A 14,570-nucleotide genomic window follows, 5' to 3' on the forward strand; every position below is an offset into this window, starting at 1 on the left:
GGCGCTGAACCGTGCGGCGCCTTACTTCTGGAGGTCGCGCCCGCCGAACGCGTTCGGCAACTGCGCGGCCGCGGTCGTCTCCATCACGTCGCCCCTCAGGTTCGTCAGCACGACGGCCAGGTCGTTGCCGCCCAGTTCCAGGATCACCTGGCGGCAGGCGCCGCATGGGGCGATGGGGCCGTCCGTGTCGCCGATCACGGCCAGCGCCGCGAAGTCGCCCGGCACGTAGCCGTGGGCGATCGCGGAAAAGAACGCCGTGCGCTCGGCGCAGTTGCACAGGCCGTAGGACGCGTTTTCGACGTTACAGCCGCGGAACACGCGGCCGTCCTTCGTCTCGAGCGCGGCCCCGACCTTGAAGCGCGAGTACGGCGTGTAGGCCACGTCGCGCGCGGCGCGGGCCTCGTCGATCAATTTTTCGTATTTCATGGGGACTCCCAGGAACGTCGTCCCCGCGAAGGCGGGGACCCACTTTGCTTGCGCTGTCGAGACGCCAGAAAATTAGGCTCCCGCCTGCGCGGGAGCGACGCGCAAATGCCGTCGATTAAGGGCGAATGGTTTTGTAGATCATCGGCTGCGCAGCCGGCTGTTCCGAAGCGATGCGGTACGCCGCCTGCACTTCCCGCACGGCACGTTCCGCGGCGTCCTGCGTACGCGCGTGGACGAGCGCCAGCGGCTGGCCCGCGTCCAGCTTCGTGCCCAGCTCGACGAGGTCCGTGAGGCCGACGGCGAAGTCGATCGGGTCCTGCGGACGGATGCGACCGCCGCCCAGGCCGACGACGGCCAGGCCCAGGCCGCGGCAATCCGTCGCGTACGCATAACCCGATTCCAGTGCCGGTACGGGTACGACGATCGGTGCCTTGACAAGGTGCGCGTCCGGATTGTCCATCAGGTCGGCCGGACCGCCCAGTGCCTTGACCATGCGCGCGAACCGCTCGGCCGCTTCGCCCGAATCCAGCGCATGCTGCAGTTTTGCGCGCGCTGCCTCGTCGGTGGCTGCGAGGCCGGAGATGACGAGCATCTCGGCGCACAGCGCCATCGTCACTTCGTGCAGGCGTGCCGGGCGCGATTTACCCGTCAGGTAGTCGATCGCCACGCGCACCTCGACGGCATTGCCGGCCGCCGGGCACAGCGACTCGTTCATGCCGGTAAGGATCGCCGACGTGCGCGTGCCCGCGCCGTTGCCGACGTGGACGATGGACTCCGCCAGCTCGACGGATTTTTCATACGTCGGCATGAACGCGCCGCTGCCGGCCTTGACGTCCATGACGAGGGCATCCAGGCCCGCCGCCAGCTTCTTCGACAGGATCGAGCCCGTGATCATGGCGACGGATTCCACGGTCGCCGTCGTGTCGCGGATGCTGTAGAAACGCTTGTCGGCCGGCGCCAGCTGCGCGGTCTGGCCGATGATGGCGACGCCGATGTCCTTGACGACCTTGCGGAACAGTTCCGGATCCGGCACGGTGCAATAGCCGGGAATCGAATCGAATTTATCGAGCGTACCGCCCGTGTGGCCCAGGCCGCGGCCGGAGATCATCGGCACGAAGCCGCCGCATGCGGCGATCATCGGGCCGAGCATCAGCGACACGACGTCGCCGACGCCACCCGTCGAGTGCTTGTCGACCACGGGGCCGGGCAGGTTCAGCGACTTCCACTCCATGACCTGGCCGGAATCGCGCATCGCGAGCGTGAACGCGACGCGCTCGTCCATCGTCATGTCGTTGAAGTAGACGGCCATCGCGAGTGCGGCGATCTGGCCTTCGGTGACGCTGCCGTCCGGAATGCCGCGCACGAAGAAGCGGATCTCTTCTGCGCTCAGGGTGCCGCCATCGCGTTTTTTACGGACGATTTCTTGGGGAGGAACATAGGTTTATCCCGTTTTGGATACTGTCTTCAAAACGTCGTTCCCGCGCAGGCGGGAACCCAATTACGCTTGCACAGCGCTAAAAACTTGGATTCCCGCCTGCGCGGGAATGACGGGTTTGGGTTCCGGGCCTTAAACGCCGTAGGGAATCCACACATTTTTTACTTGGCTCGCATGCTGCAGCACCGCACGCCCACCCGCCTGCTTCGCATCGAACCAGTCGCGCCCTTTCGCGCCGCCGGTCCACGTGCGCTTCAGCGATTCCGCCGACAGGCGCTCGACTTCCGCGCAGCCTTCCGCCGACCCGTCGTGGCGCCACACGGCATCCACGTCGAAGTGCGATGCCAGGGTGCGCGCCAGTTCGTCGTGGCTGCCCGTGACGATGTTCAGCGCGCCGCCCGGCAGGTCGGACGTATCGAGCACCTGGTACAGGTCCAGCGCGGACAGCGGATGCGCTTCCGACGGCACCGCGACGACGCGGTTGCCCAGCGCCAGCGCCGGCGCCACGAGCGAGATGAAGCCCAGCAGCGGGTTCTCGTTCGGGCACACGATGCCGATCACGCCCACCGGTTCGTTCAGCGCGACGGTGATGCCGTGCATCGGCGGCTGGTGCGCAAGGCCGTCGTACTTGTCGGCCCATGCGGCCCAGTAGAACAGGCGCTCGATCGATGCCTGCACTTCGCGTGCCGCATCTTTCGATCCGGTCTGCGCGGCGATGCGTGCCGTAAATTCGTCGGCGCGGATCGCCAGGTTCTCGGCGATGTAGTACAGCACCTGCGCGCGGTTGTGCGCGGTCGCCTTCGCCCAGCCGGACGCCTTGTGCGCGGCCTCGACGGCGTTGCGGATGTCCTTGCGGTTGCCCTCGCCCACGTCGGCCAGGAACTCGCCATTGGTGCCGTGGATCGCGCGGCTGTACGCGCCGTCAGGGCGCGCCTGCTTGCCGCCGATGTACAGCTTTGCCGTGCGGTCGACCGCGAACGGGCTGTCGCCGCCCGCCAGTTTCACTTTACCTTTTTCGGCGACGATTGGTGCGGCCGGACGCGCATCTTCCGCCAGCGGCGTCAGGTATTCCGTCATGCCCTCCTTGCCGCCCTCACGGCCGAAGCCGGATTCCTTGTAGCCGCCGAAGCCGCATGCGGCATCGAACTGGTTCGCCGTGTTGATCCACACGACGCCGGCCTTGATCTGCGGGGCGACGTCCAGCGCGAGGCTGATCGATTCGCTCCACACGCAGGCCGCGAGGCCGTACACGGTGTTGTTCGCGAGCTGGACGGCTTCGCCCGGCGTGCGGAAGCTCGATGCGACGAGCACGGGGCCGAAGATCTCGGTCTGCGCCACGGTGGCCGACGTCGACGCGCCCGTGATCAGGGTCGGCAGATACCACGAGCCGGCGACCGGCGTCTCGCCGGCAGGTTGCCAGATCTCGCAGCCTTCGGCACGCGCGGCTTCCACGAGGCCGTGGATGCGCTGCTGCTGCACCGGGTCGACGAGGGCGCCGATGTCGTTCGATTTATCGAGCGGCGAACCGACGCGCAGGTTCTGCATGCGCGCCTTGACCTTCTCGATGAAGCGCGGGTACACGCTTTCCTGCACGAGCAGGCGCGAACCGGCGCAGCAGACCTGGCCCTGGTTGAACCAGATCGAGTCGACGAGGCCTTCGACGGCCGCATCCAGGTCGGCGTCGTCGAACACGATGAACGGCGACTTGCCGCCCAGTTCCAGCGACAGTTTTTTACCGGTACCGGCCGTGGCCTTGCGGATGATGCGGCCCACTTCCGTCGAGCCGGTGAACGCCAGCTTGTCGATGCCCGGGTGATTCACGATCGCCTCGCCCACGCGGCCATCGCCCGTGACGATGTTGACGACACCCGCCGGCACGCCCGCCTGCTGGCAGATCTCGGCGAACAGCAAGGCGGTCAGCGACGTGTACTCGGCCGGCTTGAACACGACGGTGTTGCCGGCGGCGAGCGCCGGCGCGATTTTCCACGCCAGCATCAGCAGCGGGAAGTTCCACGGCACGATCTGGCCGACGACACCGACGGCGCGGTAGTCCGCGAATTCTTCCGACTGCAGCTGGGCCCAGCCGGCGTGGTGATAGAAATGACGTGCGGCCAGCGGCAGGTCGGCGTCGCGCGTTTCGCGGATCGTCTTGCCATTGTCCAGCGTCTCGAGCACGGCGAACAGGCGCGCGTGCTTTTGCAGCAGGCGCGCCAGCGAATACAGGACTTTTGCGCGGCCGTGGCCGCCGAGGGCGACCCAGCCCGGCTGCGCGCGGCGCGCGGCGTCCACGGCGCGGTCGATGTCGGCCTGGCTCGCCTGCGTCACCTGCGCCAGTTCGCTGCCGTCGGCCGGGTTGAACGACCCAAAGGTCTCGACCGCATCGGTCCAGTTACCGTCGACGAACAGGCCGAAACGGCGGCCATGCGATTCCAGCCACGCTTGCGCTTCCTTGGTGCTCTCGGGTGCGGGGCCGTAATCCATAGTTTGCAGAATCTCTTTAATAGTGGGCATGACAGGTCCGATCAAGGTTGCGCGTGACGATGGGCAGCGGAATAGCTGCCGGTGACGTAATGCTCGAGCTGGCGCTCGATGTCGGTCAGGAGGCTGGAGGCACCGATGCGGAACAGGCGCGGTTGCAGCCATTCGTTGCCCAGCTCTTCCTTCATCACGGTCAGGTATTGCAATGCGGTCTTGGCGGAGGACACACCCCCGGCCGGCTTGTAGCCGACCTTGTAGCCGGTGCGTTCATAGTACTCGCGGATCGCGCGTACCATCACCAGCGACACGGGAATGGTCGCGTTCACACCTTCCTTGCCGGTCGATGTCTTGATGAAATCGGCGCCTGCCATCATGCAGACCCACGATGCTTTTGCTACGTTCTCTAACGTGACGAGATCGCCCGTCGCGAGGATCGCCTTCACGTGCGCCTCGCCGCACGCCTGGCGGTACGCGACCATCTCGTCGTACAGCGCCTGCCAGTTGCCCGTCAGGACGTGCTGGCGCGTGATCACGATGTCGATCTCGGTGGCGCCGGCGGCCACGGACAGTTCGATCTCGCGGACCTTCGTTTCCATGCTCGAGAGGCCGGCCGGGAATGCGGTCGACACGGCCGCGATGGGCAGGCGGCCCTGCAGGATCTCGCCCGCCGGACGGATCATCTCGTGGTACACGCACACGGCGCCGGTCGTCAGCGAGTCCAGGCCCAGCGCCTGCATCAGGTCCGCGCGCAGCGGACGCATCGCCTTGCGGCACAGGCGCTCGACGCGGCCCGGGGTGTCGTCGCCGGACAAGGTCGTCAGGTCGATGCACTCGATGGCGCGGATCAGCCACGCGGCCTGGTATTCCTTCTTGACCGTGCGGCGGTTCGCCAGGCTGGCGGCGCGGCGGTCGGCGGCGTTGCGGTTGACCTTCAGGTGGTTGATCCAGCCCAGATCGAGGTCGATCGCGGTGTTACGTTTGAAATCGAGGTTCGGGCTCATAGCAAAGCAGTTCCGTTGGCAGTAGGTTTGACGCCGAGGTGGTGCGCCAGGGTGGCGCCGATGTCGGAGAACGTGTCGGACACGGGCAGCTCGCGCGCGGGCGCGGCCGGGCCGAAGAACAGCATCGGGATGTGTTCGCGCGTGTGGTCGGAACCGGGCCACGTCGGGTCGCAGCCGTGGTCCGCCGTGACGACGACGAGGTCGCCCTCCTTCAGCTTGGCGATGAAGTCCGGCAGGCGCGCATCCAGCTCGTGCAGCGCGTTCGAGTAGCCCGCAACGTCGCGGCGGTGACCGAAGTGCATGTCGAAGTCGACGAAGTTCACGAACGTGAGGGACTTGTCCGGCGCGGTGTCGGCCACTTCCAGCAGGCGGTCGAACAGCGCCATGTTGTCGGCGCCCTTGATGAGTTGCGTGACGCCCTGGCCGGCAAAGATGTCGCTGATCTTGCCCAGCGCGATGACTTCGCCGCCGGCATCCTTCACGTGGTCCAGCAAGGTCGGCGCGACGGGCGGCACGGCGTAGTCGTGGCGGTTGCTCGTGCGCTTGTAGTTGCCGTTGCTGCCCGTGAACGGACGCGCGATCACGCGGCCGATGTTGTACGGCTTGACCAGTTCATACGCGGCTTCGCACACCTGGTACAGGCGCTCGAGGCCGAAGTGCTCTTCGTGGGCGGCGATCTGCATCACGGAGTCGGCCGACGTGTAGATGATCGGTTTGCCGGTTGCGACGTGCTCGTCGCCCAGTTCCGTGATGATGGTCGTGCCGGACGCGTGGCAGTTGCCCAGCCAGCCCGGCACGTTCGTGATCTCGGCCAGTTTATCCGTCAACTCTTGCGGAAACGTGGGCACCGTCTTCGGGAAGTAGCCCCAGTCGAACAGCACGGGCACGCCGGCGATTTCCCAGTGGCCGCTCTGCGTGTCCTTGCCGGTCGAACGCTCGCGCGCGACGCTCCAGGCGCCGGTGAAACCATCGCGTTTCTCGAAGCCCGCAGGCCATTCGCCGCTGGCTTTGTGCGCGGCGGCGCCGAGGCCGATCTGTTCCAGATTCGGCAGCGACATCGGCTTGCCCGCATCCGCGGCCCATTTCGCGATGTGGCCGAGGGTATTGGCGCCCGCGTCGCCGTATTTGTCGGCGTCGGGCAAGGCGCCCAGGCCGAAGGAGTCCAGCAGGAGGATGAATGCGCGTGACATGTGATCCCTTCCTTATTCCCGTTCCGTTATCAGGCGGTCTTGCCCAGACGTTCGATGAAGCCGTGGATCAGCGTGACCATATCCTTGGCCGCAACCGCAGCATACTTCAGCGTCTGCTCGTGCGACAGCGGGAACGGGGTCAGCCCCTCGGCCAGGTTCGTGATGGCGGACATGCCCGCGACCTTCAGGCCGCAATGACGGGCCGAGATCACTTCCGGCACGACCGACATGCCGACGACGTCCGCGCCCAGCGCCTTGAATGCGCGGATCTCGGCGGCCGTCTCGAAGTTCGGGCCCGGGCAGGCAAGGTACACGCCTTCGTTCACGGTAATGTTCTTTTCTGCCGCCGTGGCCTTGATCAGGTCGCGCATGTCGGCATCGTACGCATTGGCCATGCTGAAGAAGCGGGGGCCGAAGCGGTCGTCGTTCGGGCCGGCCATCGGGCTGCCCGGCAGCAGGTTGATGTGGTCCGTCAGCACGACGACGCTGCCCGCGTCCACTTCCGGACGCAGCGAGCCAGCGGCGTTCGTCACGAACAACAGTTCGCAGCCGATCAGTTTAAACGTGCGCACGGCCGAGGTCATCACGGCCGGGCCGTAGCCTTCATAGAAGTGGCCGCGGCCTTTCATGCACACGACCGGCACGCCGGCCAAGGTTCCCAGTACCAGTTCGCCCGCGTGGCCATGCACGGTGCTGATCGGGAAGCCCGGCAGGTCGGCATAGCTGATCGAGACCGCATCCTCCATCTGTTCGGCCAGCACGCCGAGACCGGAACCGAGGATCAGGGCCACGCGCGGCGTGAAGCCCGGTTTGCGGGCGCGGATGACGTCGGCGGCTTCGAAGGGAGTGTTGCTGAAGGAGTGAGTAGTCATTGTCGCGGTCTGGTCGAGGATGGGGCGGCGGATGCACCAAAATATGTCAACTATGCATGAACCCCGATTGTGTTGGCAAATACCATTTTTCTGGGGTATTTATATCTTCACGCAATAAATTCACGCTAGACTGCAACGATGCATATGTCCGCGTTGACCTCATGCAAACATATGTTTAAGATGAAAAACAAAAGTTTAATCCATCCGTCATCGTGACAGAACCGTCGAAGAAACAACAGCTTTACGAGGCCATCCGCGCGAACCCTTTCATTTCGCAGCAGGAGCTCGCCAACCAGCTGGGGCTGTCGCGCTCCGCAGTCGCCGGCTATATTGCGGGCCTGATCCGCGAGCGCAAGCTGCTGGGGCGCGCCTACGTCCTGCCGGACCATCGTCCCGTCGTGTGCGTGGGCGCGGCGAACCTCGACCGGAAGCTGCGCTCGACGGATGCGATCGCCCTGCGCACGTCGAACCCGGCCAGCCAGAGCGAATCGTTCGGCGGCGTGGCACGCAACATCGCCGAGAACCTCGCCCGGCTGGGCACGACGGTCGCGCTGCTGACGGCGATCGGGGCCGATTCCTCCGGCGCCGCCCTGCTCGACCATGCGGACAGCCTCGGCATCGACGTGCGCGGCGCGCTGCGTCTCGATGGCTGCTGCAGCGGCACGTACACGGCGGTGCTGGACCGCGACGGCGAGATGGTCGTCGCGCTGGCCGACATGGCGCTTTATGACCGCATGGAGCCCGCCTTCGTCGACGCGCGCCAGGCCCAGCTCGCGGGCGCGGCCCTCGTCGTGGCCGACCTGAACCTGCCGCGCGACACCGTCGCCGCCCTCGCCCGGCAGGCCCGCCGCACGGACACGCCGCTCGTGCTCGTCGCCGTGTCCGAACCGAAGATGGCGCGCCTGCCCGACGACCTGTCCGGCGTGCGCCTGCTGATCCTCAACGCCGGCGAGCTGGCGGCCCGCGTCCAGCGTCCCCTGCCCGACGACGACGACGCACTCGCCGAAGCCATCCGCGAAGTCCGGGCGCAGGGCGCGCAAGACGTGATCGTCACGCGCGGCGCGCGCGGCGTCCTCGTCACCGCGGGCGACGGCATCGTCGACCTGCCCGCGCTGCCTGTCGATGTCGTCGACGTGACAGGCGCGGGCGACGCGTTCGCCGCGGCCGTCTGCTGGTCGCTCGTGCAGGACGATGGGACCGAAGACCTCGTGCTCGCGTGCCGGCGCGGCCTGCATTTGTCGGCCCTCACGCTGGGCGTCCCCGAGACCGTGCACCCCGGCCTGGGGCCGGACAGCCTCGCCACCGAACATCCTCCGCTTTCACAGGACTGAACATGCAAGCCTTCCTCCAGTTTTCCCCCGAAGTGCAGGCCGCGCGCGCGGCCGGCAAGCCCGTCGTCGCGCTCGAATCGACGATCATCTCGCACGGCATGCCGTACCCGCAGAACGTGCAGACGGCGCGCGAGGTCGAGCAGGTGATCCGCGATGCGGGCGCGATACCGGCCACCATCGCCCTCATCGACGGCCGCATCTGCGTAGGCCTGTCCGACGACCAGCTCGAACAACTGGGCAACGCGCAGGATGCGCTGAAAGTGAGCCGGCGCGACCTCGCGTACGTGCTGGCCGAGAAGAAGCTGGGCGCGACGACGGTCGCCGCGACGATGATCTGCGCGGCGCTGGCCGGCATCGAAGTGTTCGTCACGGGCGGCATCGGCGGCGTGCACCGCGGCGCGGAAACGAGCTTCGACATCTCCGCCGACCTGCAGGAACTGGCGCGCACCAACGTCGCCGTCGTGTGCGCGGGCGTGAAATCCATCCTCGACATCGGCCTCACCCTGGAATACCTGGAAACGCACGGCGTGCCGGTAGTGAGCGTCGGCCAGCCCGGCTTCCCCGCGTTCTTCACGCGCGAATCGGGCTTCAACGCGGACTTCCAGCTCGACACGCCGGAGCAGCAGGCGCGCTTCATCCGCACCAAGTGGCAGCTGGGCTTGACGGGCGGCGTCATCGTCAGCAATCCGGTGCCGCCGGCATCCGCGATGAGGAACGAGGAGATCGACGGCATCATCGCGCAGGCGCTGCGCGAGGCCGGCGACCAGGGCGTGAAAGGCAAGGCCGTCACGCCGTTCCTGCTGGCTCGCATCAAGGACCTGACGGGCGGCAGGAGTCTTGCGACGAACATCGCGCTGGTCAAACACAATGCCCTCGTGGGCGCCCGCCTCGCGGTGGCGCTGCACGCGGCGGCCCACGCTTGAAACCATCATGTCGATCGACCTGAAGCAACTGAAATACTTCCTGGCGGTGGCCGAAGAAAAAAGCTTCAGCCGCGCCGCCGAGCGCCTGCACATCTCGCAGCCGCCGCTGTCGCAGCAGATCATGAAGCTGGAGAGCGAGCTTGGCGTGCGCCTGTTCGCGCGCACGACGCGCAGCTTCGAGCTGACGGTCGCCGGCAAGGCGCTGATGCACGAAGCGGCCGACCTGCTGGGCCGCATGCGCATGACCATCGACACGATCCGCCAGATCGACCGCGGCGAAGTGGGCCGCCTGCGCGTGGGCATCGTTGGTTCGGCGATGTGGGGCCCGATCCCCGGCCTGCTGGAGCAGTTCCAGAGCCAGTTCCCGCGCGTGACGTGGACCATCCACGAACTCGGCCCGAACGACCAGTGGGACGCCTTGCGCGGCAAGCAGATCGACGTCGGTTTCTGGCGCGAGCCGAAGATCGACGAAGACATGCTGAGGAACGCCGGCCTGCGCCAGGAACTGGCTTTCCGCGAAGACGTGTGCGTCGCGATCAACGCCCAGCACCCGCTTGCGCAGCAGGACGCCATCGAGCTGATAGCCATCGCCGACGAGCCGATGCTGACCCTGCACCTGGACCAGTCGGCCGAGCCGCGCTACCTGATCCAGTGCTGCGTCAACGCGGGCTTCCAGCCGACGATCTTCCAGGAAGCCGCGGAGCCGCAGACGCTGCTCGCAATGGTCGGCGCGGGGCTGGGCGTGGCGCTGATGCCGTCGACGACGAGCCGCATCGGCTGGCCGGGCGTGCGGTTCCTGCCGGTCCGCACCAATCCGCCGTCGGCCAATCTGTACATCACCTATCCGACACAGGACGATGCGCCGGTGGTGCGGGCGTTTTTGAAGATCCTGAATCCGGCGGGCGAATGACGCTTAATGCGTCGCGCCGCCCGCCTCCTGGGTATCGGTCTCCGTCACCACCGCCACTTCCACCGCGATCCTGAGCGCATCGACGATATCGCGCAGCGCCATCGACGGCGGCCGCTCCGGCCGGTCTGCCGCCTGCTCGGGCAGGAACGGCACGTGGATGAAGCCCGCCTTCAGCGGCTGCCCAACCGCGTGGTGCATCAATCCATAGAACACGTGGTTGCACACGAACGTGCCGGCCGTCTGCGACACGCCGGAAGGAAAGCCGCGCAGGCGCAGCGCCTTCACGATGGCCTTGACGGGCAAGGTGGTGAAATAGGCGGCCGGGCCATCGGCCGCGATGGGCGTGTCGACAGGCTGGTTGCCCGCGTTGTCGCGGATCGACGCGTCGTCGACGTTGATGGCCACGCGCTCCAGCGAAATCTCGGAGCGGCCGCCGGCCTGGCCGACGGCGATCACGATGTCGGGCTTGACGCCCGCGATGGATTCGCGCAGCACGTCGAGGGCGGTGCCGAACACGCACGGCAGTTGGCGCGCGACGACCGTAAAGCCCGGCCCGGACCAGCCGTCCAGCGCGCGCACGGCTTCCAACGACGGGTTGATGGCGGCGCCGTTGAAGGGTTCGAATCCGGTCAGCAGGACGGTCTTCGTGGGGGTTTCGGTAGTGGATGCGGTCATGGTCGGCTCATCGATACATCAGAAAGTACAGCAGGACGATATTCGCGCCCAGCAGCGGCAACGCGGTCGGCAGCTGGGCCTTGATCACGGCATTCTTGTCGGGCAGTTCGAGCAGTGCCGCCGGCACGATGTTGAAATTCGCCGCCATCGGCGTCATCAGGGTGCCGCAATATGCGCTGAACATGCCGATCGCGGCCATCACGGCCGGATTCGCATGGTACACCCCGACCAGCACCGGAATCCCGATGCCGCCCGCGATGACGGGGAACGCGGCAAAGCCGTTGCCCATCACGACGGTAAATAATGCCATGCCCACGCAGAACGCGGCGCAGGCCAGCAGGCGCGAATCGAGCGGAATATAACTCGTCGCGACGTGGGCCACGGCCTTGCCCACGCCGGCCTCGGAAAACAGCAGCCCGAGCACGGCCAGCATGTGCGGCAGCACGACGGCCCAGCTCATCGCGTCGATCAGGCGCCGCGCCTCGCGCACGCCCTGCAGCGGCGTCGCGCGCGTGAGCCAGCAGGCGAGCGCCAGCGCGGCGATGCTGCCGCAGCCCATGCTCACGAGCGTCAGGTTCTTCGGGTCCAGCAGGAAGCTCGTGCCGATGCGGACGTCCTTCAGCACGACGGAACCGAGCATGGTCACGACGGGAATCGCCAGCGCCGGCACGAGCAGGCGGTTGCCCAGCCGCGCCGCGGTGGTTTTTCGTTGCTCTTCCGGCAGGACGTCCGCCTTCCCCGGCCGCACGAAACCGAACCCGGCGACCAGCGCCATCACGATCATCAGCACGCCCGCCACGGCCGGCGGCAGGCGCTCGCCCAGCAGGTAGACGAGTGCGTACAGGCCCCAGAACAGCGCTGTCGTGAAGCGGCGCGGGTTTGTTTCGTCGCGCAGCGTCATGAGCGCGCAGGCCGCGAACAGCAGGCCGACGAGCAGGTAGAAAAAATCGAGCGACACGATCATCTTGCGGTCTCGCGGCGGATGCGGGCGTCGAGCCGGCGCAGGTTCCACGCATGGATCACGAACGCCGTCACCGCCGTCGGGATGCCCCACAGCGCCATGTGGATGGGATCGACGTCCAGGCCTTCGGCTTTCAGGATCGTCTGCATCAGCACGATGGCACCGAACGCGACGAACACATCCTCGCCGAAGAACAGGCCGACATTGTCCGTGGCCGCGCTCATCGCCCGGATGCGCTGGCGCAGCGGTTCGGAGAGCGTCCCGTGGCGCGCCTCGGCCGCCGCCTCGGCCATCGGCGCGACGAGCGGGCGCACCATGTTCGGATGGCCGCCCAGGCTCGTGAGACCGAACGCGGCCGCCACTTCGCGCGCCAGCAGGTACACGGTCAGCAAACGGCCCGTCGTGGCCGAGCGGATGCGCGCGATGCTGGCCTGCGCATGTTCCTTGAGGCCGAAGCGTTCCAGCAGGCCGATCGCGGCCAGCGGCAGCAACAGGATCAGCGGCAGGTTGCGGGTCTTGATGAACGCCGTGCCGAGCGATTCCAGCAGGTGCGGCAGCGGCAGGTGCGCGGCCCAGCCGGTCACGCCGCAGGCCACGATCACGACGAGCACCGGATTGGCCCGCAACACGAATCCGGCGGCGACGGCCGCGATGCCGAGCAGCGGCCACAGGTTGACGGCAGATTGCATGATCCTCCAGCGGTTGTGGTTGCGTGCAGAATCTTACCGTACAGCTAGCTCTGCGCTTCTCGCGCTTCGTGCATTCAATGGTGCCGTCGCTTCCCCACGACGCACGGCCCACCTGCACACAAGCGGCCGGCATGCTTTGCGCGCACGCATGGCCTACGGGACGATGCGCGCTAAGCTCGATGCCGTTTCCATCGGAGGTTCGGCCATGACTGTCTTCGAACGCGCGCTACGCTGGGTTGTCGTCGGCTGCCTGCTGCTGGGCTTGTCCAGCTGCGGTGGCGACGTGGGCATCGGCATCGGGATCGGCTGGTACCACGAGCCCGACCACCCATGGCCCGACCATCCCGACTGGCCCAGCTGGCCCGACCGGCCGCAGGGCGCCACGGGCCTGTTTCCGATCGCGGGCGACATCTGCGGGCAATGCACCGGCTCCCAGGATGGCACCGGGTCCAGGGCGCGCTTCAACGGCCCGCAGGGCATCACGGCGGACGCGGCGGGCAATCTGTACGTGGCGGAAAGCGCCAGCGCTACCGTGCGCAAGATTTCTCCCGACGGTGCGGTGACGACGCTGGCGGGCACGCGCGGCGCCGTCGGTTATGCGGACGGCACCGGCGCGGCGGCCCGCTTCAACGATCCGAGCCGGCTCGTCGCGGACGGCAAGGGCAATGTGTACGTGACGGACAGCGGCAACTCCGTCATCCGCCGCGTGGCACCGGACGGCACGACGACGACCATCGCCGGCGACGGCACGTGCGGCAGCGCGGATGGCCGGGGCGTGGGTGCGCGCTTCTGCAGGCCGCGCGGCATCGCGCTGGACCGCCTGGGCAACCTGTGGGTGGCCGACACCGGCAACCACATGCTGCGCCGCATCGACACGAACGGCAACGTCACGACGGTGGCCGGCTCCCCGGGCGTGTGCGGCAGCCGCGACGGCAACGGCGGCCAGGCGCAGTTCTGCGAACCGCAGGATGTGGGCGTCGACAACTGGAACAACGTCTACGTCGTCGACACAGGCAATTCGACGATCCGCATGGTGAACGACAAGGGTATCGTGTCCACCTTGGCCGGCCAGCCGGGACGCTGCGACGCCGTGGACGGCAGCCCGGGCGTCTCGCGCCTGTGCGCACCGGGCGGCATCGCGGTCGACGGCAACGATTTATATATCGCCGACACGGGCAACTCGACGATCCGCCGCATCAACCTGGACAACGTGACGAGCACGGTGGCCGGCGTGCCCGGCCACGCCGGCATTACCCTCGGCGCCCTGCCCGGCAGCCTGGACCGGCCGATCGGCGTGGCGCTGGCGCCCGACCGCTCGATCGCGCTCACGACGCACAATATCGTCGTGAAGCTGTTGCCGGCGAAATGATTACTCTGGGCGGATCGGCGTGCTGGCGTCCTGGCCAACAACTGTGATCCACGGCCGCACATGCCACTGCGTGACGAGCCCGTGGACCACGTACGGATCGGCACGGGCGAAGCGCTCGGCGGCGTCCGACGATTCGCCGCTGAACAGCAGCACGGCCTTGTCGGCCGGGTCGGCCAGCGCGCCGGCGATGACGATCTCGCCGCGCTGCTGGGCTTCCCAGGCCAGCTTCAGGTGGTCGTTGCGGAATTCGCCGCGGCGCTCCAGGTAGTCCGGGGCCAGGTCATAGATCAGCAGAAAGTGCACAGTATGT

The 14,570-nt window shown here is 67.2% G+C and carries 14 protein-coding genes; 4 read left to right on the plus strand and 10 right to left on the minus strand.

Annotation, left to right across the window (positions count from 1 at the left end; genetic code table 11):
* Window positions 1-21 precede the first annotated feature (21 nt).
* The 6 genes from P0M04_RS03000 to xapA form a co-directional block, all read right to left on the minus strand.
* Window positions 22-426: a cytidine deaminase gene (locus P0M04_RS03000; protein ID WP_259448827.1), complete on the minus strand. Its 405-nt coding sequence runs from the start codon at window positions 424-426 to the stop codon at window positions 22-24.
* 115 nt (window positions 427-541) lie between these two features.
* Window positions 542-1,846: a thymidine phosphorylase gene (gene deoA / locus P0M04_RS03005; RefSeq protein WP_281042446.1), complete on the minus strand. Its 1,305-nt coding sequence runs from the start codon at window positions 1,844-1,846 to the stop codon at window positions 542-544.
* Between the two features lie 147 nt (window positions 1,847-1,993).
* A complete protein-coding gene (locus P0M04_RS03010; RefSeq protein WP_371877277.1) occupies window positions 1,994-4,372 on the minus strand; it encodes an aldehyde dehydrogenase family protein in 2,379 nt (792 codons plus the stop codon).
* Window positions 4,373-4,383: 11 nt separating this feature from the next.
* Complete coding sequence (deoC, locus tag P0M04_RS03015) at window positions 4,384-5,340, minus strand: deoxyribose-phosphate aldolase (RefSeq protein WP_259448825.1); 957 nt, start codon at window positions 5,338-5,340, stop codon at window positions 4,384-4,386.
* A complete protein-coding gene (locus P0M04_RS03020) occupies window positions 5,337-6,530 on the minus strand; it encodes a phosphopentomutase (RefSeq protein ID WP_259448824.1) in 1,194 nt (397 codons plus the stop codon). The genes deoC and P0M04_RS03020 overlap by 4 nt, the downstream gene beginning before the upstream one ends.
* Window positions 6,531-6,559: 29 nt before the next feature.
* The gene (gene xapA / locus P0M04_RS03025) at window positions 6,560-7,402 is read right to left on the minus strand and encodes a xanthosine phosphorylase (protein ID WP_259448823.1); all 843 of its coding nucleotides are present in this window, start codon (window positions 7,400-7,402) and stop codon (window positions 6,560-6,562) included.
* Window positions 7,403-7,614: 212 nt separating this feature from the next.
* Here xapA and P0M04_RS03030 point away from each other — a divergent pair, with 212 nt between their 5' ends.
* From P0M04_RS03030 to P0M04_RS03040, 3 genes are read left to right on the plus strand one after another with little or no spacing between them, the layout of a single operon-like run.
* The gene (locus tag P0M04_RS03030; protein ID WP_259448822.1) at window positions 7,615-8,733 is read left to right on the plus strand and encodes a carbohydrate kinase; all 1,119 of its coding nucleotides are present in this window, start codon (window positions 7,615-7,617) and stop codon (window positions 8,731-8,733) included.
* A gap of 2 nt (window positions 8,734-8,735) precedes the next feature.
* Entirely contained in the window at window positions 8,736-9,656 is a 921-nt protein-coding gene (locus tag P0M04_RS03035) for a pseudouridine-5'-phosphate glycosidase (RefSeq protein ID WP_259448821.1), read from the plus strand.
* Between the two features lie 7 nt (window positions 9,657-9,663).
* Window positions 9,664-10,566 (plus strand): LysR family transcriptional regulator, encoded by a 903-nt coding sequence (locus tag P0M04_RS03040; RefSeq protein ID WP_259448820.1) that lies wholly within the window; start codon window positions 9,664-9,666, stop codon window positions 10,564-10,566.
* A 3-nt stretch (window positions 10,567-10,569) separates the two neighbouring features.
* Here P0M04_RS03040 and pcp read toward each other — a convergent pair whose 3' ends face one another.
* Genes pcp through P0M04_RS03055 form a run of 3 tightly spaced genes read right to left on the minus strand, consistent with a single transcriptional unit; the run spans window position 10,570 to window position 12,891 of the window.
* Window positions 10,570-11,241, minus strand: coding sequence for a pyroglutamyl-peptidase I (pcp, locus tag P0M04_RS03045; RefSeq protein ID WP_259448819.1), 672 nt, complete (start codon window positions 11,239-11,241; stop codon window positions 10,570-10,572).
* A gap of 7 nt (window positions 11,242-11,248) precedes the next feature.
* Window positions 11,249-12,205, minus strand: coding sequence for a DUF979 domain-containing protein (locus P0M04_RS03050; protein ID WP_259448818.1), 957 nt, complete (start codon window positions 12,203-12,205; stop codon window positions 11,249-11,251).
* The gene (locus P0M04_RS03055; RefSeq protein WP_259448817.1) at window positions 12,202-12,891 is read right to left on the minus strand and encodes a DUF969 domain-containing protein; all 690 of its coding nucleotides are present in this window, start codon (window positions 12,889-12,891) and stop codon (window positions 12,202-12,204) included. Before P0M04_RS03055 ends, P0M04_RS03050 begins: the two co-directional genes overlap by 4 nt.
* A 205-nt stretch (window positions 12,892-13,096) precedes the next feature.
* On the opposite strand from P0M04_RS03055, the gene P0M04_RS03060 reads away from it, so the two are divergent.
* Complete coding sequence (locus P0M04_RS03060; protein WP_259448816.1) at window positions 13,097-14,260, plus strand: NHL repeat-containing protein; 1,164 nt, start codon at window positions 13,097-13,099, stop codon at window positions 14,258-14,260.
* Here P0M04_RS03060 and P0M04_RS03065 read toward each other — a convergent pair whose 3' ends face one another.
* Window positions 14,261-14,563 carry a YciI-like protein gene (locus tag P0M04_RS03065; RefSeq protein ID WP_259448815.1) on the minus strand — a complete coding sequence of 101 codons (303 nt, stop codon included), beginning with the start codon at window positions 14,561-14,563 and terminating at the stop codon, window positions 14,261-14,263.
* Window positions 14,564-14,570 lie beyond the last annotated feature (7 nt).

This window comes from Telluria mixta, from assembly GCF_029223865.1.
In the GTDB taxonomy this organism is placed as follows: Bacteria; Pseudomonadota; Gammaproteobacteria; order Burkholderiales; family Burkholderiaceae_D; genus Telluria; species Telluria mixta.